Below are 19,473 nucleotides of genomic sequence, written 5' to 3' on the forward strand. Positions count from 1 at the left end.
CTACGTAAGTTACTCGGAGATCATAAGTTCAAGCAGTCGATGTCAGCCAAAGGAAACTGCTACGACAATGCGACATGTGAGAGTTTTTTCGGCTCACTTAAAGCAGAACTACTTCCGAGCTGTGGCTATTTCGCAAGCAGAGAACTAGCTCGCAAAGCTATTTTTGAGTACATTGAGGGCTTTTATAACACCTACAGACGCCACTCATCACTGGGCTATATATCGCCATTTGAGTACCTCAAAAAACAAAATCAGGTTGCTCTAGCAGCCTAATTCAACTAAAAAAATTAAAGGAGACTTGCTGTACGAAATTTGAGGGGAAGATCATAGTCTCTCGGTCCTTCGGACCTTTTGTCATCACTAGCACCAGCTTGATAAATGCAAATAAAACTAGCTTGTGCCGCTGATATGCGACTCTAGCTGGTGCCGCTGACATGCTCTCCTTTTTTTATGCTATCTGCTAGTCTGGGGCTGGCTGCAGTCTCTCGGTCCTTTGGACCTTTTTTCATCACTAGCCACCAGCTTGATAGATACAAATAAAACTAGCTGGTGCCGCTGACATGCTCTCCTCTTCTTATACTATCTGCTAGTCTGGATCTGGCTGCAGTCTCTCGGTCCTTTGGACCTTTTGTCATCACTAGCACCAGCTTGATAGATACAAATAAAACTAGCTGGTGCCGCTGATATGCTCTCCTTTTCTTATGCTATCTGCTAGTCTGGGGCTGGCTGCAGTCTCTCGGGCCTTTGGACTTTACGTCATCAATATCACCAGCTTGATAGATGCAAATAAAACTAGCTTGTGCCGCTGATATGCGACTCTAGCTGGAGTCAATGATATGCAGCCACCTCTTATGCGATCCGCTGGCATGGGCACTAAAGTGCCTAGGGCACCGTTAGTGAGTCATGTTAGCTGGCTAATGAAAGCGGTGCTAAAGCACACGCACTCTAGACGCCTCTCCTACCTTAACACTTGAAAAATCACGCTGCCATCGAGCATTCGTACCTCTACCTAGCCCCCTGCGCCATTTTCCGCCTGAAAACTGAAAACTGAAAACTGAAAACTTTCCAACTAAGCGAAGCGTCCCAGCTAGCAAACTGTGACCATCACAAGCTGAATGGCTTGTGAGTATGTGGCGGAGCTAGCTGGCGGATATGCGTGAAATTACTAAAAAACAAGATTGCCAAGAATGCCGCTATGCTTATATTCGCGCCGCAAGAAAACGGGGCTGTAGCTCAGTTGGTTAGAGCAGGGGACTCATAATCCCTTGGTCCAGGGTTCAAGTCCCTGCGGCCCTACTTTTCTTCCAAGTATCACACCACACTATACAAAAAAGCCTGATCGGATATCGATCAGGCTTTTTTGATTTTTGAAATCTAGCTAATGATTAGATACCGAGCAGGTCCATGAATGGCCAGGCTTCGATTTCTTCTTGCTGGTAGATGACGTCGGTAAGCACTTCCACGCCGGAGAGGTCTTCGATGACACCTTTGTTGGAGATGGTAGCGGAGTCGAGCTCGTCGCTGAGGTTATTGAATACCAATCCAGCTGGCTCAACACCACGCGAGCGCATCGCTTCGATGCTGAGCAGCGCCTGGTTGATGGCGCCGATGCGGTTATTGACCACCAATACGATTGGCAGGTCGAGCTCTTTGGCAAGATCGGCAAAGTAGTAGTCGCGCTGGATAGGAACCAGCCAGCCGCCTACGCCTTCAACGATAACACACTGGTGTTCTTCACCGAGCTGCTGCGCGCCTTTGACGAGGTCGGCAGGATCGAAGTTCGCTTTTTCAAACATATCCGCGACATAGGGAGCGGCCGCGGTGCGCATGTAAACGGGGTTGATCTCGTCGATGGATGGGACGCCATCGGCAGCCTTTTGCAATGCGTAGGCGTCTTCTCTGCCGCCGCAGCACAATGGCTTGTAACCCACTGCATCGACTCTTTGCTGACGCAGCGCCTGGATGACCAGGCTCGTTAGATAAGTTTTTCCAGCATCCGTATCCGTTGCTGTAATAATCAGTCCTTTCATAAAAAATCATTCTACTAGCTGAAAACAAGCTAGAGTTAGCGCAACCCCCTAATCTTTTTGGTGAGTAGGTTTCACGCCGGAGTCGCTTTTTGCGCCTTCCTGGTTGAGGTAACCGTTAATCAGAAACCAGACTGTCAGAGCTAGAACTAGTGCTGCCAGTTTCTCTGGCCAGTTGTGTGTCAGAATCTTCTTCATCGTCGTCAGTATTTTCTTCAGGCAGGAAAATTTGCTCCATGCGGTTACGGAAATCTTCGTGTGAGAGGTTTCGCTCTAGCCGACCATCAATGCAGATAGACAGCATGCCGGTCTCCTCGCTCACCACTACGGCTACGGCATCGCTTTCCTCCGTGATGCCAATGGCGGCGCGGTGGCGCAGGCCCGTGCTGCGGTCAGCGAGCTCTTTGTTACTCACCGGGAATACGCAGCCAGCGGCGGCGACACGGTTTTCGGCAATGATCATGCCACCGTCGTGCAGTGGGGTTTTTGGGAAAAACACAGTTTTTGCCAGCTCAGGCGTGAATACGGCGTCAATCTCCACACCGGTCTCTTGGTGTTCTTTGAGAGAAATGCCTCGCTCGAAGGCAAACAAGGCGCCTTCACGTGCATTCGCCAACTGGGTCACTGCCAGCGAAAAGGTATCGAGAAATTCGATGCGCTGGGTATTGGAAAACGAGAAAAACTTGCTGCTACCGAGACGCGCGAGCGCATTGCGCAGTTCTGGCTGGAAAATGATCAACAAAGCAACGGCAAGCAGCGCAGCGGCACGGGTAATGATCCACTCGATCACCTTCAGCTCAAGCACGGATGAGAGCAAGGTGAGCACCACCAACACTAGCACGAGACCAACAAGAATTCGGGCGCCTCGGGTAGATTTGAAGGCGCGGTAGATCTGGTAGATACAGATCCACAGGATGATAATCTCAATGGCGTGGCGCCAAAAACTGGCTAAGTTACTTAATAGCTGCATTGCGGTGCCATGAACATACTGGCATCACTGAGCAGTGGAAAGAGAAAGTTGTGTCCAGTAGCTACTTTTTCCAGCTAGCTGGCCATCGCTAAGCTATTGAGCATTTCCACGAAACGAAAAAACGACGCCCAGCTAGTGGACGTCGCTTTAGAAATTGTCTGTCTTCCCCTAGCCTTCGACGTAGGTGAAGCTCTCCACCTTGTCAGATTTGTTAAAAGCAATGATCAGGGTTTTGCTATTTTTACCCCAAGTAGATTCCGCGGAACGATAACCCCAGAGTTCTTGGCCTAGTTCGTTAGCTGCCTTCATGCTTGGCGCGCCAAACTGCTCAACCACTGACTGTTTGGTGGTTTTATTTTTCACCAGCATCTTGGAGACAGAGCTAGGGTCTTGCACACGCAGCGTATCATTGCCCACAGATGAGGAACAAGCCACCAGAGCCATGCTCAGCAGAGAAAGTAAAAGTAATTTCATACGCAATCCGTGTATGGTAAATCCCCTAATGACTCAATCGTTAAGTTAGACAGTATCATTAGTGTGTAGGCTGAAAATTTCAGCTAGCTAGAAACAAAAATCCAGCTGGCACCTGAGCACCAGCTGGAATGAAAATGATCAGCTAGAAATATCATCTAGCTAGATTGGCTTGCGAGGAGCTTACTCCATGCCAGCTTCTGCGAGTCGCTGATCCATCTCAGCTGCTTGCAGTCGCTCAGTCACCTCAAATAGCTCACCCTGCATGACGCCGTCGAGGTTGTGTGAGGTAAAGCCGATGCGGTGATCGGTGATGCGTGTTTGCGGGAAATTGTAAGTACGAATTTTCTCCGAGCGATCACCTGAGCCGATCAGGCTACGGCGCTGAGCTGAGTACTGCTCTTGTTGCTCGCGCTGCTTCACCTCGAAGAGTTTGGCACGGAGAATTTCCAATGCTTTCTCACGGTTTTGTGTCTGGCTACGACCGTCTTGACACTTCACCTGCACACCGGACGGCAAGTGAGTAATCTGCACAGCGGAGTCAGTCGTATTGACGTGCTGACCACCTGGGCCACCTGAGCGAGTCGCCTGAATGTGCAGCTCGTCTGGGCGGAACTGAATGTCCACCTCTTCAGCTTCTGGCATCACCGCCACAGTAACAGTAGAGGTGTGAATGCGGCCTTGAGTCTCAGTAGCTGGCACTCGCTGGACGCGGTGCACGCCTGATTCGTATTTGAGGAAGCGGAATACTTCTTCACCTGTCACCTTGATGACGGCTTTGGAAAATCCACCAGACTCAGATGGCATGGCATCGATGCTCTCAAACTTCCAGCCACGCAGCTCGGCGTAGCGCTGCAGCATGCGTAGGATTTCACCACAGAAAATAGCAGCTTCATCACCACCTGCACCGGCACGAACTTCTACCAGGGCGTCACGATCTTCCGTCTCATCACGCGGCAGCAGTGCGTATTGCACGTCGACACCGAGTTTTTCGATCTTCTCTTCCAGCTCAGGGATTTCCATCTCCGCCATTTCAGCGAGTTCCGGATCACCATCTTTAGCTAGCTCACGGTTGTCGATGAGGTCGCTTTCAGCGGTTTTGAGCTCGTCCCACATCTCGAGTAACTCCTTGAGGCGACGGTGCTCGCGCATGATTTCAGTTGCCTTTTTTTGGTCGTTGAACAGATTTGGATCAGAGATCAGTCCTTCGACTTCAGCAAATCGCTCGCGGCGTTTTTCAATGAGTGAGTCGTAATTCATGGGCGTGAGAATCTAGAAAGTTGGTGATTAGTCAAGTAATGGCTTTGATCAATTGCATTTGCGGCGCCATCAAACTCCGCGAATTTCTAAAACTTCTTCCAATGTCAGCATGGATGCCAGCAAATCTTCGCGCTTGCCGTGCTTGAGCTGCTCGGTAGTTACCGCGCGGCTGAGGTCGAATTTACCCGAACGCGTACGGCGCAGCGCAGAAAGGTGAGCACCACAGCCGAGGTCTTGGCCGATGTCGTGCACGTAAGTGCGCACGTAGAATCCTTTAGAACATTGAACCACAAAATCTACTTCCGGCAGTTCGGTGCGCTTGATCTGGTAATCATAAACTTTCACCGCACGTGGTTTGCGCTCCACCACTTTGCCTTTGCGCGCCATTTTATAAAGTGGCACCCCTTTGATTTTGATGGCTGAAACCATTGGTGGAATTTGCTCAAAATCGCCAACGTATTCGTTGAACGCATCGTCGATCTGCTCAGCGGAAAAATCAGGCACATCCTTTTCTTCTTCCACTTCACCTTGAGCATCTTGGCTGTTGGTGGTTTTGCCCAGCACCATGGTGCCTTCGTATTCTTTTTCCTCACTCATCAGTAGGTCTGAGAGCTTGGTCGCCTTGCCAATCACCAAAATCAGCAAACCTGTCGCCATTGGATCCAGCGTGCCACAGTGACCAATTTTACGAATCCCAAGAGCACCACGAGCCACAGCGACAACGTCGTGTGAAGTGAAGTCTTGCGCTTTATCGATCAACAATACACCGCTTGGTGTTTCTGGCTTATCATTCATAGTTTACTGAGTCTTTTGGTTCTGGCTGGATGCAGTCAGAGAAAATTATACTTTGGCTTCAATCGCCGCCAATACTTGTGGTTTGGCATCGCTCATCGGCCCGGGCATGCGGATGCCAGCTGCCATTTTATGACCACCGCCACCAAACTGCTGAGCCACCTGACAAACGTCGATGTTCTTATTCTTAGAGCGCATGCTGACGCGAATTTGTCCATCCATTAGCTCTTCGAAGAAAATAGCAACCTCCACGCCCTGAATCGCGCGGATCATATCAATCAACCCTTCGCTGTCTTCAGGCAGCAGTTCCAGCTGCTCTTTTACCTCACGAGTCAGCTCCCAGTGAGCCACTTTATTTTGCGCGCACAGCTCGAGCGTATTCAGCAGCGAGCGCAGTAGCTCGACGCGACGGTATGGGTGATTGTCGTATGTGAGCGCGTTGATTTCACCCACCTTCAGCCCTTGGTCGACCATGTCAGCTGCCATGCGGTAAGTCGCCGCCGTGGTGCTGCCGTATTGGAATGAACCCGTATCCGTGGAAACGGCAACGTAGATGTTGTCGCGAGTCACCGCTGGCAGAGGCAGGTCTTGGTCCTTGATGAGATTGTACAAAATCTGCCCGGTAGCTGGAGAAGTGGCGTCGATGAGGTTCAGATCACCGTAAGCTGGGTTGGAAATATGGTGGTCAATGTTGATCCACAATTTGGCCTTGGCTGCCGCCGCGAGTGATTTTTCACCAAGCCGTGGTTTGGTCGCGCAATCGAGCGCCACTACCACCTCGATGTCGAGTGGCTCCGCTGGTGGCAGCTGGATTTTTTCTGAGCCAGCTAGAAATTCTAAGTTGGTTGGCAGCCCGTCTTCATTGACGTAATAAACCGTCTTGCCCATTTCCTCGAGCACGCCACCCATAGCCAGCTCAGAGCCGATGGCGTCACCATCTGGGCGCACGTGGCTAAGCATCAAGAAGCTTTGATGATTTTTCAGGGCATCGGCGATTTCTGCGAATGTAGATTGTTGGCTCATAGTGGGAAATTTGATCTTGTCGGAGATGGCGGATTCTCAACATCCCCCCAGCTGAAGCAAGAAAAACTTGTACGCAATCGCCTAGATCATACCACAAGTTCCCCACCATTGCTCAAGATCCGCGCACTGAAACACAAGTCTCCCATTGAGCCAGACAGCCAGCTGTGCTAATCATACTGGTGAATAAGCTATGAGCGCCTCATTAATTTTAACCATCCATGCCAAGGATCGCCCTGGCATCGTCCGCACCGTCTCCCAAACTGTTGAAGCTGGCGGTGGTAACTGGCTGGAAAGCCGCATGGCTCGCCTAGCCGGCCAATTTGTTGGCATCGCGCGCATCCACTGCGCCATCGACGATGTCAAACCAATGGCCTCATCACTCAATGCCCTACAAGCACAAGGTATCTTCATCGATACGCTCGGCGCTGAAACCGACGCCATCAAAACTTACGACCGCTGCCTCGCAGTGGAAATCTTCGGCAACGACCGCAAAGGCATCGTCAACGAAGTCACCACCGCCGTCACTAAAGTAGGTGGTAACGTGGAAGAACTTCACACCAGCATCGAAAGCGCTGCCATGGCTGGCAACGACATGTTCAAGCTGCAAGGCACCATCTGCCTGAAAGACGAAGCCTGCGAAGAAGAACTCATCGCCGCCATCGAATCTATCAGCGACGACTTGACCATCGAATTCAAAATCGGCGGTAACTAATACTCACCAATCATTCCCAGCCAGTTGCGCTCACACCGAGCCAGCTGGCTATATTTTTACCCAGCTAGCTAGCACACTAACTCATCTCGATGAGATAGAAAAAATCTCTCTCGTCAGCAAAGTGAAGGTGCCAATTGCCAAAGCCAGCGAGCCGTGCTGATTTCTGCCACCACGACTTCGTCTGCGGGTAATCTTCCCTAGAAATGTGCTGACGAATCGCCGCCAGCTCATTGTCGTCAAAGGTCTTCCAGTCGTCATCGATGTGACTGAGCAATCGCTGATTGAATTCATCTCTAGTTTCCTGATCGCGGCGCACCACATCATAAACCATCAATGTGCCCTGTGGCGACAGCAACTGACGCGCTCTGGCGATCACCGCCAATTGCTCCGGGCCAGATAAATGGTGCAAGGTATAACCAGCAACAATCACATCGTAGGGACCTTCCAGCTGGTCGAGTTTGTCGAGAAAATCACCATCAATCATCTCCACTTGCCAGTCGATCTTCTCCAATCTCTCGCGCGCAATTTTTCCCGCTGATGAGGAAAAATCAATGCCCGTATAGCGCACTTCACTCTCGTGGCTCCACGCATTTGCCGCCACATGCGCATCACCAGAACCGAGATCAAGCACACGTGCACGATATGGCAATGCCAACTGCGACCAATTCTTTAAGGCTGCAATCAGCTCGTCATGATGCATGTAATTTTGCTCAATAACATTCTGATACAGATCCCATTTATTGAAAAAAACCTTTGTTTCAGCACTGTCCATTTCCTCACCCATAAAGAGTAATACTGAAAAAAAAAGAAGTTTCTTCTGAATGACCGATATTTTTTCGCGCAGATCTATTCATCGCCCAGATGAGCATTCGCCACAAATGGTGGCATTGCGCAGCCCATGGCATCAGCCACCGCACGCAGCATCTCAGCCTCACGGCTGTGAATTTCGCCGTCAAACATCACCGCCGACGCACACATCTGAATCAACTGCCTCTTCACCAGTGGCGACGCCAAATCAAACTTCTGCACCGCGGCATCAATCGACTGTAGACCACAGTCAGCTGGCTCCATCAGCTTCATTTGGGACCAACCTTGCGTGGCGCTGGCAAAAACTTCAGCAATCTCACCTTCCGCGCTCATCGACGAAATCGTCGTCACAATGATAGACGCTTCGACCATCAGATCTTCAATGCGTCGGTATTTGATCTTCTGGTGACCACGTGGGTTGAAATGTGATTGCAAATGGCGCTCGACTACTTTCTGCAGCATGAACTCAAACAAATCTACCTGCCCGTCGCTAGAAATTAACCAACGGCTAACATCGAGAAAACGTGTATACTCGCCAGGTGATAGATTGCGCAGACTAGGAATACACAAATCTATCAAAGCTATCTTCTTTGACGAATGCAAACCGAGTAGTTTTTTGCTCCAAGATTCAGCTAGCTGAGAAGCCTCCTCCCCTAACTTCTCAGTTAGGAAGCTGAGCTCGCTTGCGTGCAACTCGGCATCTTGCGCTAACAACATGCCTAAAACCAATGCCTGAGCAGACTCACGCTGGTGACAGGCTTCAATCCAGCTAGCATCTAGCGATTTCATGATCTGCTGACCAGTCGCCAGCTGGGTAAAATCAGACTCGCCAACGTCGCGAGCTTGCGGAATTGGCGGCGGAACCGTTGGACGCGATGAAGCTACAGCTGCGCCAGCTAGACCTGCAGCCATACCAGCTGATGGCCTGCGCGCTGGCATCTGTGAGCGACGTGGCGGCAATGAGCCAATTTTGTCTAACTCCACGTCAGAAAACTCGCCATCCCAGTCCGGCTCAACCGCACGGATGCGCACATCTATGGGCGGATGGGTAGCCATGCCAAAACTAAATAAACCAGCATCAGAGAAAAACATGTGGCTAGCTTCACCAGCCTTAGAGGCATGCATCCTCTCACCCATACCGCCGATTTTTTTCAATGCTCCAGCAATGCTAGCTGGCTCACGGGTAAATTGCACCGCAGATGCGTCAGCTAGATATTCACGCTGGCGAGAAATTGCCGCCTGGATCATGCGCGCAAAAACCACGCCGATAGATCCAACAATCATTAAGCCAATGCCAACAACCAATATAAGTATTCCTAGATTGCCGCTATTTTTATCACGCGACCTAGAGCCACCAGTGAAATAAATCGCATCCATCAGAACTCGCCCTATCAGCGAAATCATCATGATGCCAAAAATCCACCCCATGATGCGCATGTTCATCTTCATGTCACCATTGAGAATGTGGCTGAACTCGTGAGCAACAACCCCCTGCAGCTCAGCGCGGTTGAGATACTGCAGACTACCACGCGACATGCAAACTACCGCATTACCTGGATCTGTACCCGCCGCAAAGGCGTTGATAGACATCTCATCATCCATCACCCAGACCTGAGGAACCGGCACGCCAGATGCGATCGCCATTTCCTCAACGATATTTACTAAGCGTTTCTCTTCTCTATCACTTGTATTGGGATCTATCTGGCGCGCCCCCATATCGCGCGCCACCACATCACCACCGCCACTTAGCTGTAATGATTTGAAAACACTACCACATACAATTAGCGCACAACCTATCAGCGCCGTGTTCATCAGCACATTTGGCATCCACAACGATACATTGCTAAAACCGCCAAAGTACAAACCTAGCAAAATCACAAAATATAGAGAAATCACTATGCCCACAACGGCGAGTACAAAGTAGACAAATAACCACTTAGTGCGCCGGTGGGCGGCATCCTGTGCTTCGTAAAAATTCATGACCTAACTGTGTGATGAGAAAAAAACGAGCATCACCGCAGTGATGCTCATGCAAATTTATGTATTGATAATTAGAAAGAAACTTTAACGGCTTCGCGCTGCTCGGCTTCAGTAACCTCAAATAACTGAGCTTCACCAAAGTTGAACATGCCAGCTACAATGTTAGCTGGAAATACTTCGCGCTTGTTATTGTAGGCTGTCACCGAATCATTGTATGCCTGACGAGCAAATGACACCTTGTTCTCAGTCGATGTAAGTTCTTCGCTAAGCTGCATCATGTTTTCGTTAGCCTTAAGATCTGGGTAGCTCTCAGACAGAGCAAACAAACGGCCCAAGCTACCACCAAGTGAAGCTTCAGCGCCCATCAATGCCTGCATACTGCCGGCATCATCAAGGTTCACATTTTTACTAGCAGAACTAGCAGCATTACGCGCAGCAATAACCGCCTCTAAGGTTTCACTTTCGTGTTTCATATACCCCTTAGCAGTTTCAACTAAGTTAGGAATGAGGTCATAGCGACGCTTCAACTGCACGTCGATTTGCGAAAACGCATTCTTATAACGGTTACGGCTAACAACAAGACCATTGTACTGGCCCATTAGCCAAAAACCGAGCACAACCAATAGGCCGATGAGAACCAAAAGGACAATCATCGAGCTAGACATACTAGCGAGTGTTACATTTATCATCATTTATGTGGATTGAATCTAATTTCTGATCGCCACCAACATAATCATCCAATCGATTTGCGCCATTATAAATCGTCAAGAATTTCACACTGAGATGATTTAAACATCAACAAGGCAATAAATAATGACTCATGCACCACATCTAATCATACGCTTCACTACATCTTTGCGTGAATAAGCCCATCCCCAAAACCGTCTAGCAAACAACTTTACAAAACCGTAAGGCTAAATTATTATCTCATCATGTTCAGAAAAGCATTCATACCTCTCATTGCAGGCGTCGTCCTTCTCAGCTCATGCGCTCAAGACTCCATGACTGGAGATACATACAACCGCGCTGAAGCTGGTCGCGCTCAATCAGTTCGCACTGGTAAAGTAACTTCTATCAGAAACATCAAACTCGAAGGTGATAACCAAGCTGGCGCTGTACTCGGCGGCATCGCAGGTGGTTTCCTCGGCAGCAACATTGGTAGCGGCCGCACAGCTAACACAGCTGGGGCCATCGGTGGCGCAGCAGTCGGTTCTGCTATCGGCTCAAACCTCGAACAGTCCATGGGCTCACGCGCTGGTATCGAAATCACTGTAAAACTTGATAGCGGTGGTTCAATCTCAGTACCACAGGAAGTCAACCCACGTGAGGCATTCAATGTAGGCGACCGCGTTCGCGTTCTCGGCAATGGATACAAAACTCGTGTAACTCACTAGTCAAGCACATCATCACGAATTTCTTAAATCCCGAGGCCAGTTGGCTTCGGGATTTTTTTGTGCCGAAACTTTAGTGCCGAAACCTAACCACACTAAACCAAACAATGTTTAGATTTAACTTGTCGGCACAAACGTACTCATATTAGACTGCAGATTGATAACTAGCTACTTATGAAATCAATCCCTATCATCACAGCCTCAATAATAGTCAGTCTAGCCGAGTCTCAAGCAACGACCTTGCTGATTGATAACTTCTCTAGCAATGGCGATAACCCAAGCGCCGAAGTTGAGATCTCTACACCAAACGGAGCCAAAGTTATTAGTGATTCTAGCATGACCAATATCGGCTCAACAGCCATTGGCGATCGATCTATCAGCATCAGCTCAGACACTAGCTACACAGCAGACGATCAAGCTAGCATGAGTTGCAATACCGCCAGCGGTGGTTCGCTAACGCAACAAACTAACGACATCGCAGGCATAGCACCAACCTTTAAAACCGTCTGGAACGTTAGTGATGACGACGGTGATATGTTATCCAACATGGGCATAAGCCAGGCTAGCGACATCACATTCAACCTGCTGCTAGGATCCCATACATCAACAACTGGCTCCTTGGACATGTCATTTAATATTAAGGACAGCGCTGGAAACCAAGCTTGGTTTATTGGCTACATTCCAGACACATCAACCAACCCTAGTTCATCATTTCAAGTATTTTACATTAATGAACATGTAGGTTTTGACGGCAATGATGTGGTCGAAATCTCCATGTTTTCTAGTGTTGAAGGGGCCTCAAACAATACCATCGAAATCACCCAAATCACCGCCGTTCCCGAACCGAGCTCAATTGCCCTCATCGCCCTTGGCTCTGGCATGGCTCTGATTAGAAGAAATAAAAAATCAACCCAGTAGGTATTCCTCGATGGCGCGCACGCTTATGAGTACCGTGTTTGCTAGATGTGAAGTCTCATCTGCATCCAATTCCATCTTGGCTGATTTTATCTTCTCTTCAATGTCAGCTAGATTATCAGCTAACAACTTCATCCCAAAGCTAGCCCCCGCGCCCTTGAGTTGGTGCAGTACACCTAGTTGCACGTCAACAGGTTGATCAGCTAACTGAACCAGCTGACAAACGGCATCATCTTTGAAGTCATTCATAATCGCTGACACCTCATCCTTTGCCCCTGAAAAGATTATATCAATTTGATTAGAATTTATGATTTGCTCCATGATGACTTGATAGTAATATGCTAGACGCGCCTTTGCACCGTCAAGCTGGAATCTATATACAGCCCCCGCCCATTGCCATGAAAAAACCAAAACAAGCTAATCTAATCATCGCAGATGACGATACCGTGATCACTGGGCTGCTCGAGATTCACGCTAAAAAACAAGGATTTCAGCCTATCATCACTCACTCAGGTGATGAAGTATTGCAGCTGATTTCTCCAGCTACTGAGGTCGTCTTGCTAGACTTAAATATGCCAGGCATGAGTGGGCTAGAAGTTTTGAAGAAGTTAACCAAAGATCACCCACACCTGCCAGCGATCATCCTAACGGCTAGCTCAGAAGCAAGTGAAGCGGTGACCGCCATGAAACTTGGCGCCTACGATTATTTGACCAAACCTTTTGATCCTAGCGAACTTTTTGCCGTGCTACACAAAGCGCGCAAAATGCGCCAGCTAGCTGAAGAAAATTCCACGCTGAAGGAAATGATCAATGACACTACGCCTGTTAGTGACATTATCGCGGTATCACCATCCATGCAGGTCTTGCTAGATCAGATTCAAAAGATAGCAAGTTTAGAGGCCACTGTCTTACTAACCGGAGAAAGCGGCGTAGGTAAAACAATGATTGCTAGACAGCTTCACCAGCTGAGCCAGCGCAATCAACATGCACTCGTTACCGTTAGTTGCCCAGCACTCCCTCGTGAACTGTTGGAGTCTGAGTTATTTGGCCACGAAAAAGGCGCATTTACAGGGGCAATGAAGAAGCGCATCGGCAAGATTGAGATGGCCGATAAAGGCACATTGTTTTTAGATGAAATTGGCGACCTACCACTAGACCTGCAACCTAAGCTGCTCAATGTTCTGCAAGACCGTGAGTACTACCGGCTCGGCAGTGAGCGTATTCTCAAGACTGACGTTAGAATCATAGTCGCCACCAACCTCGACCTTGAGGAAAAGATAGAATCAGGAAGCTTCCGCGAAGATCTTTACTACCGACTTAATGTTTTCCAGTTAGTTGTGCCTGCGCTGCGCGAGCGAGTGCAGTGCATCATCCCACTGTGTGAACGCGCCTTGCAAAAAATTGCCGAGCGACGCGGTGATCGAGCAGCCTCTATTAATAAAGAAGCCCGCGACATGCTGCTAGAATACCACTGGCCTGGTAATGTTCGTGAACTCGAGAACATGATGGAACGGGCATCGGCATTCTGCCAAAATAACACGATTTCCGCTAGCGACTTAGTTAGTCAGCTGAAATCATCCTCAGCTGAAGGTGAAAGCAATCAGCCCAATCTCGGAAATATGAAATGGGCTGATATTGAGAAACTATCATTAGAACAGACACTTGCGGCATGCAGTGGCAATAAATCAAAGGCAGCCAAGGTACTAGGAATCGCGGAAAAGTCTGTTTATAACAAAATGAAAAAGTACGCGATAGAGAGTTGATAGACGTTAATTATTAAAACTCTGAACCACAACGGCGACGACGTAGAATAAGCAGAATAGCGAGGCTTGATAATAACATCACGCTTGGCTCTGGCACCGATCGAGCGTTATCTGCAGGCTCAACAATACTTACCAGAGCTGAGTTTATTTCCAGCTGGCTGCTAGGCAGATTAGTAGCAAAAGTTAGCTGACACATGAATAGCAAAAGGCTGACGATTGCTAGGCTTGAAGATAATGGTGTTTTCATTTCTATTTGGGGGTTACATTGTGGGCTTATTTGATAGAGAAATTGTCATTTTGCGCTAGCACCAATGGCTCCGAATCAGTCGTGCCTGACTTGTGCTCGACGTATTCAACCGCTGGCTCAGCTACTAACACTGCAGCTACTTTTTGCTGTTTGATGCCTTTTTTCATCAAACCAAAACCAGAAACACAGGACAGGGCACAGCATGCTGCTAGCGCGTAATTTGTGATCTGTCTGTAGCTCAATGAGCTGAAATGGAAACGGCTCGCTAGGTAGACCACAACAGGAACAAAGCTAACCAGGGCGGCAACTGCTGCAGCGAGCACAGGGATGGAAATTGGCGCACCATCCTTGCCTAATAACAAGTAGACTAAGGCAATGCTAGATCCAGCACCAGCTGTAGCTAAAAAGGTGTGCTTGAACAAAACATCTAGCAAAACCAGCAATACATTCAATGGTGACTTCTTGCTAGACCGACTAGCACGGCGGCGTCTTTTTAGCGGTTCCATTTTTGCTAGAGGTGCGGCACCACTGCGACGTGTTGGCTGAACGCGGGGCTCAGACTGACTATCGCTTGTTGCTTGGACCGCTATGGTCTGAGTGGCTGCAAACTTCTTGTATCCCACCTCAGTCGCGCTTAGCTGTTTGATTCTTGCGGCAGCGTAAATTGACATAGCCTTGTGATGATTGCCGCCAGACTGAGCATGAGCTAGAGCGATGCAACTCGCTTCAAATTGTTCACTCATGATCTCCTTGCCTACCTGCTCGTAGATGTGCTGGGAGATATCGGCTTGGTTGGGGGATGTGGTGGAGTCATTCATAGCAAGGAGGGTCGACATAGGTATTACACAAGCTGTGCCAAGTCCCCAAATCACCGTGAAAAATCGCCACAATGCTATATAGAGCAATGGAAAATCAGATATGTATACAGAATACAAAAAATGGCCGCTCACTAGAAAAAGCTGTAATTTTTACAGTCTAAAAACCGCGCTCTGTAATTTTTACAGCATCTTCCAGCTAGCAAATTGCACCCATTTTCGACCACGCACGGACAAAAAAACGCCCTCTCCAGCTAGCAGCCAGAGAGAGCGTTTCTAAATGAGTAGTTTATTATTAGTGTCTAGCTATGCTTACTAATCCATCTCTAGCAAGCTCTTTGCTTTATCACTTTGCAGAATTTCACGCAGAGCAGCCGCATCTGTAACAGGCTGTTTGCAGGTATAATCTTCGCATAGATAAGCTGTTGTTTTTTCATCTAATGAATCCAGTTTTTGGCTAAATGCCCCCACTGCTCCTTGATTACCCATTACCACAAGCCGAGGTTTATAAACCTGTTGAGCTACCACTAACATCTCAACGAGCTGATCATCATCCCCCTCAGCTATCACCAGATGTTGTTTGGCTTTTAGCTGCCTATCCAAAGCTGAGGCCAAAAGACTCATCGATGCCGGTGAACTCGACAAGATAGACTGATGCGCGGTGAATGATTTCTCCACTGCTTCTAGCCACTTTTTGTCACCCGTGATTTCAGCTAACAAGTGAAATTGCATCGTCCCCACTGAGCTGGCTGTTGGCGTCGCTCCATCGTACTCCCCCTTCAAGCGCAAAACCAAATCATCCCGCTGCGGGCTGTTATAGAATCCACCATTTTCTTTATCGTAGAAAACTTCATAGCTGGCGTCTGCTAGTTTGATTGCCATTGCTAGATATGCTGGTTCTAATGAAACTTGATAGATGGCCAAGCTGGCCTGCAACATATGCAGGTAGCTCAGTGCTTGATCACTATCATCTTTGCGACCTCGGCACCAAACGTGCGCCAATCGATTCGCCTCTGAATCGTGAAGTTCTTGCACAAGGAACCCATACGCATTTGTCGCTGCATCCAAATATTCAGGCTTCTGTAATACTCGAGATGCTCTAGCTAGTGATGAAATCATCATGCCATTCCAGTCCGCTAGAATTTTATCATCAGTGGCAGCTGGAACACGAGCTGCACGGAGCTCACGCATCTTAGCAATGCCGTCAGCTAGAGAATTTCTCTCATCAGCCGATAGCTCCATAGCTGGATTAGCTAGGTGTAATACGTTCAAGTTAGGCAGCGGGTCAGGATCGCTGAAATCAACAAAGTTTCCAGCTGGAGACATGCCAAACCATTTCACCACCACATCGCGCTGGTCATCAGTTAGTTCGGCAAGATCGCGCATGGTCCAACAACAAAACTTTCCTTCCTTGCCCTCACTGCCAGCATCCTGCGCACTATAGAAGGCGCCTTGCTCGTGGCGCATCTCGCGCAATACGTAGCCAATCGTATCCTCAACTACCTGTTTGTATGCAACTTTCCCAGTGATCAACCAGGCATCTAAGTACAACTCTATCAACTGCGCTTGATCATAGAGCATTTTTTCAAAATGCGGCACCAGCCAAATACCATCGACTGAGTATCGGTGAAACCCACCACTCAGCTGGTCGTAAATGCCGCCATTCATCATTTTATCACAGGTCAGTAAAACAAACTGACGCGCTTGCGCATCACCACTCTGCAATAGATATCGAAGGTTAGATACCTGCGGGAATTTTGGTCCTGAAGCATTCCAGCCACCATTTTCCCAGTCTACGCCGCGCATCAACTGGTCGACGGCTAACTTCAAGTTAGACTCATCTAGCTGACCCGCTGGATTTTCCGCAGCACCAACTTGCAAGCGAGCTATCAGCTGATCATGAAATTCGTTAGCGCTCTTCACCACCTCAGCGCCCTCATTTTCCCATGCCTGTCCGAGATGGGCAACGACTTGCTTAAATCCAGGCCTGCCATTCTTCGACTGCGGTGGAAAATAGGTGCCACCGTAGAATGGCTTCAGCTCAGGAGTGAGAAACATGTTCAGTGGCCACCCGCCACCGCCGCCCTGCATGGCATGATAGGCCGCCATGTAAATTGCATCCACATCGGGACGTTCTTCGCGGTCCACTTTTACACTAATGAAATACTTGTTTAGCACCTCCGCCACCGCTTCATCTTCGAAAGATTCACGCTCCATAACGTGGCACCAATGGCAAGTTGAGTAGCCAATGCTTAAAAAAATCGGCTTATTTTGCTTCTTGGCTAGAGCAATTGCCTCCTCTCCCCACGGGTACCAGTCGACCGGGTTGTAGACATGTTGGGCCAAGTAGGGAGAAGTTGATTGTGCTAGATGATTCATTTTTCGCACATCAGTATCGTCTGAATAAGTAGGAGCCATAAGGGATAGAGAGATTGTGACTAGGGATGAGACCAATGCTTTTGTCGGGATGATGGCAAGCTGGCGCATGAATTCAAACTAGCGCTTGATGACCGTCCGACAAGCTTCACCTCAAAACATGTAAAAAAAACTCGCGGAGATCATCGCACATTAGTATTGAAGCCGAGCGCCTATCCCCCTAGATTACGCGCTCGATGGTGGAAAATCAGCTGAGCCACCCGAACAAATCACAACTACCTACGCTACAGTCATGCTAGAAAACATGCGCAAATATACGGGTCTTATGGCCTTCGTGTTCATTCTGCTCGCAGCAGGATTCTTATTCACCATGAATAGCGGAAGCAATTCCAGCTTAACTGGTGGACCTGCTCTCCTCACTGTGAATGGACAAAAATTCGACCAGAAAACCTATCAACGTGAAGGCTCCTCAACTATCCAACTGGCAAATGCAGCCATGCTCTACGCCTATGTGCAGCAGCTCGGAGTAGACTGGCAAGAGCTCAGAGGTGGCAATCTCTCAGCTGAAAGCACTAACCAGTTCATCGCTAACCGTGCGATCACTAAGGCTGAAGCGCAGAAGTTAGGTCTTTACGCTTCTGATGAAGCCGTCACTAAGTTCCTTCACGAGCGTTCTATCTTCTCCATGGGTGGTGAATTTGATCAAGCTGCCTACAACGACTTCGTTTCAGAAAGACTGCCACGCATCGGCATGCGCGAGTCTGACCTGCTCGAACTCTTCCGCGACCAGCTGATTTTCCAACAACTCGTCGATCTCATTGGCGGCAACATGCAAGCGCCTCTCGATGGATTCACGACTGACTTCCAGTCAGACCAACAGCTGGTTACTGTAGAAAAAATCACTTTCGACCGCGACGAGTTTGTTAAACAACAAAACCCTAGCGAAGAAGAAGTGAAAGCATTCTGGGAAGAAAACCGCGACCGTTGGCTCACCGACGAACAGCGCAAAATCTCATATGTGATTTTCAACTCTACATTACCTGAAGACAAAGAAGGTGATGCTGCGCTCAGCGAAACTGAAAAAGAAGCTGCCCGTGCCGAACACGTAAAGCAAGTTAACCGCAACGTAGAACTAGTCTCAGACCAGATCGATGCTAGCCACGGTAAAGAATTCAAAGCAGCTGTGGAATCTAATGGCTACAAGCTAACTGAAACTGAACTCTTCACTCGCGGCACCGTGCCAGCTGAGCTGATGGTGCCAGTTAACAGCCGAGACAATAAGTACAGACTCCTATCAGATGCTATCTTCGATGATGCCATCTGGGAAAATACTCTCTACGAGCGCGTTTCTGACCCAATCTCTATCGGCGACAAAAACTTTGTTATCTTCCAGATCACCGAGCGTGTCGAACCACAAGTTAAGGAATTTGAAGCCGCTAAAGTACAAGCTAAAGCTGAACTCATCGCCGAAAATGCAGACAAAGCCGTGGCCGACGCTGCAGCTGCAGCCCTCGCGTCTATCAACGAAAAGGTAGCTGCTGGCAAATCATTCGAAGATGCAGCTAAAGAACTCGAGCTCGAAGTGGTTAAAGTTGACACCTTCGGCATTCGTGGTGGTGATCGTCCACAGAACGAAAACAATCCTAACCTTGTTTTCAACGCAGCTAAGAAACTCAACCCAAACCAAGTTTCTGAAGTTCTCACTGACCGCGACCGCGCATTCTTCATCCACCTCGTCAAGCGCGAGCTCGAAGATAGCGAAAGCAACCGCAACCAGCTAGAACAGGCATACGAAACCTACAATACTAGCCTCAGCTACTACATCTTCAGCAACTGGCTGCGCGAGCAATTCGCCGCGGCTAAGGTGACTGGCCGCCAAGTGAGCAACTAATTTGCTTCACTAGCCAGACCAACAATCAATCAA

The 19,473-nt window shown here is 48.7% G+C and carries 19 protein-coding genes and 1 tRNA gene; 7 read left to right on the forward strand and 13 right to left on the reverse strand.

Annotated features, from left to right (window positions below):
• Both JIN82_RS05085 and JIN82_RS05090 read left to right on the forward strand, forming a co-directional pair.
• A partial coding sequence (locus tag JIN82_RS05085) for an integrase core domain-containing protein (RefSeq protein WP_200310566.1) occupies positions 1-273 on the forward strand: 273 nt, incomplete at its 5' end.
• A gap of 949 nt (positions 274-1,222) precedes the next feature.
• Positions 1,223-1,296 (forward strand) — tRNA-Ile (locus JIN82_RS05090).
• 89 nt (positions 1,297-1,385) lie between these two features.
• Here JIN82_RS05090 and bioD read toward each other — a convergent pair.
• The 6 genes from bioD to JIN82_RS05120 form a co-directional block, all read right to left on the reverse strand.
• Positions 1,386-2,030: a dethiobiotin synthase gene (gene bioD, locus JIN82_RS05095; RefSeq protein WP_200310567.1), complete on the reverse strand. Its 645-nt coding sequence runs from the start codon at positions 2,028-2,030 to the stop codon at positions 1,386-1,388.
• Positions 2,031-2,145: 115 nt separating this feature from the next.
• Positions 2,146-2,997, reverse strand: coding sequence for a diadenylate cyclase CdaA (gene cdaA / locus JIN82_RS05100; protein ID WP_200310568.1), 852 nt, complete (start codon positions 2,995-2,997; stop codon positions 2,146-2,148).
• Between the two features lie 168 nt (positions 2,998-3,165).
• On the reverse strand, positions 3,166-3,471 hold the full coding sequence (locus JIN82_RS05105; protein ID WP_200310569.1) for a hypothetical protein: 306 nt from the start codon (positions 3,469-3,471) through the stop codon (positions 3,166-3,168).
• Between the two features lie 180 nt (positions 3,472-3,651).
• The gene (gene prfA / locus JIN82_RS05110) at positions 3,652-4,728 is read right to left on the reverse strand and encodes a peptide chain release factor 1 (protein WP_200310570.1); all 1,077 of its coding nucleotides are present in this window, start codon (positions 4,726-4,728) and stop codon (positions 3,652-3,654) included.
• A gap of 69 nt (positions 4,729-4,797) precedes the next feature.
• Complete coding sequence (truB, locus tag JIN82_RS05115; RefSeq protein ID WP_200310571.1) at positions 4,798-5,523, reverse strand: tRNA pseudouridine(55) synthase TruB; 726 nt, start codon at positions 5,521-5,523, stop codon at positions 4,798-4,800.
• A 45-nt stretch (positions 5,524-5,568) separates the two neighbouring features.
• Entirely contained in the window at positions 5,569-6,543 is a 975-nt protein-coding gene (locus JIN82_RS05120; protein WP_200310572.1) for a DHH family phosphoesterase, read from the reverse strand.
• 190 nt (positions 6,544-6,733) lie between these two features.
• Here JIN82_RS05120 and JIN82_RS05125 point away from each other — a divergent pair, with 190 nt between their 5' ends.
• A complete protein-coding gene (locus JIN82_RS05125) occupies positions 6,734-7,255 on the forward strand; it encodes a glycine cleavage system transcriptional repressor (protein WP_200310573.1) in 522 nt (173 codons plus the stop codon).
• A gap of 76 nt (positions 7,256-7,331) precedes the next feature.
• On the opposite strand, the gene JIN82_RS05130 is transcribed toward JIN82_RS05125, so the two are convergent.
• The 3 genes from JIN82_RS05130 to JIN82_RS05140 form a co-directional block, all read right to left on the reverse strand.
• Positions 7,332-7,955: a class I SAM-dependent methyltransferase gene (locus tag JIN82_RS05130; protein ID WP_200310574.1), complete on the reverse strand. Its 624-nt coding sequence runs from the start codon at positions 7,953-7,955 to the stop codon at positions 7,332-7,334.
• Positions 7,956-8,101: 146 nt separating this feature from the next.
• Positions 8,102-10,042 carry a M48 family metallopeptidase gene (locus tag JIN82_RS05135; protein ID WP_200310575.1) on the reverse strand — a complete coding sequence of 647 codons (1,941 nt, stop codon included), beginning with the start codon at positions 10,040-10,042 and terminating at the stop codon, positions 8,102-8,104.
• Between the two features lie 71 nt (positions 10,043-10,113).
• Positions 10,114-10,707: a LemA family protein gene (locus JIN82_RS05140; protein ID WP_343221724.1), complete on the reverse strand. Its 594-nt coding sequence runs from the start codon at positions 10,705-10,707 to the stop codon at positions 10,114-10,116.
• A gap of 267 nt (positions 10,708-10,974) precedes the next feature.
• On the opposite strand from JIN82_RS05140, the gene JIN82_RS05145 reads away from it, so the two are divergent.
• The gene (locus JIN82_RS05145) at positions 10,975-11,436 is read left to right on the forward strand and encodes an outer membrane lipoprotein (RefSeq protein WP_200310576.1); all 462 of its coding nucleotides are present in this window, start codon (positions 10,975-10,977) and stop codon (positions 11,434-11,436) included.
• A gap of 171 nt (positions 11,437-11,607) precedes the next feature.
• Complete coding sequence (locus JIN82_RS05150; RefSeq protein ID WP_200310577.1) at positions 11,608-12,351, forward strand: PEP-CTERM sorting domain-containing protein; 744 nt, start codon at positions 11,608-11,610, stop codon at positions 12,349-12,351.
• Here JIN82_RS05150 and JIN82_RS05155 read toward each other — a convergent pair.
• Positions 12,340-12,597, reverse strand: coding sequence for an Hpt domain-containing protein (locus JIN82_RS05155; protein ID WP_200310578.1), 258 nt, complete (start codon positions 12,595-12,597; stop codon positions 12,340-12,342). The two genes, JIN82_RS05150 and JIN82_RS05155, sit on opposite strands and share 12 nt — an antisense overlap.
• 149 nt (positions 12,598-12,746) lie before the next feature.
• On the opposite strand from JIN82_RS05155, the gene JIN82_RS05160 reads away from it, so the two are divergent.
• A complete protein-coding gene (locus tag JIN82_RS05160; protein WP_200310579.1) occupies positions 12,747-14,111 on the forward strand; it encodes a sigma-54-dependent transcriptional regulator in 1,365 nt (454 codons plus the stop codon).
• Between the two features lie 13 nt (positions 14,112-14,124).
• On the opposite strand, the gene JIN82_RS05165 is transcribed toward JIN82_RS05160, so the two are convergent.
• The 3 genes from JIN82_RS05165 to JIN82_RS05175 all read right to left on the reverse strand — a co-directional run bounded on the left by JIN82_RS05165 (position 14,125) and on the right by JIN82_RS05175 (position 17,552).
• A complete protein-coding gene (locus tag JIN82_RS05165; RefSeq protein ID WP_200310580.1) occupies positions 14,125-14,358 on the reverse strand; it encodes a PEP-CTERM sorting domain-containing protein in 234 nt (77 codons plus the stop codon).
• Between the two features lie 26 nt (positions 14,359-14,384).
• Positions 14,385-15,194: a hypothetical protein gene (locus tag JIN82_RS05170; RefSeq protein WP_200310581.1), complete on the reverse strand. Its 810-nt coding sequence runs from the start codon at positions 15,192-15,194 to the stop codon at positions 14,385-14,387.
• 294 nt (positions 15,195-15,488) lie between these two features.
• Entirely contained in the window at positions 15,489-17,552 is a 2,064-nt protein-coding gene (locus JIN82_RS05175) for a thioredoxin domain-containing protein (protein ID WP_234041785.1), read from the reverse strand.
• Positions 17,553-17,853: 301 nt separating this feature from the next.
• Here JIN82_RS05175 and JIN82_RS05180 point away from each other — a divergent pair, with 301 nt between their 5' ends.
• Entirely contained in the window at positions 17,854-19,440 is a 1,587-nt protein-coding gene (locus JIN82_RS05180; protein ID WP_200310583.1) for a peptidylprolyl isomerase, read from the forward strand.
• Positions 19,441-19,473 lie beyond the last annotated feature (33 nt).

The sequence above is a fragment of the Persicirhabdus sediminis genome (genome assembly GCF_016595495.1).
Taxonomy (GTDB): domain Bacteria; phylum Verrucomicrobiota; class Verrucomicrobiia; order Verrucomicrobiales; family Akkermansiaceae; genus Persicirhabdus; species Persicirhabdus sediminis.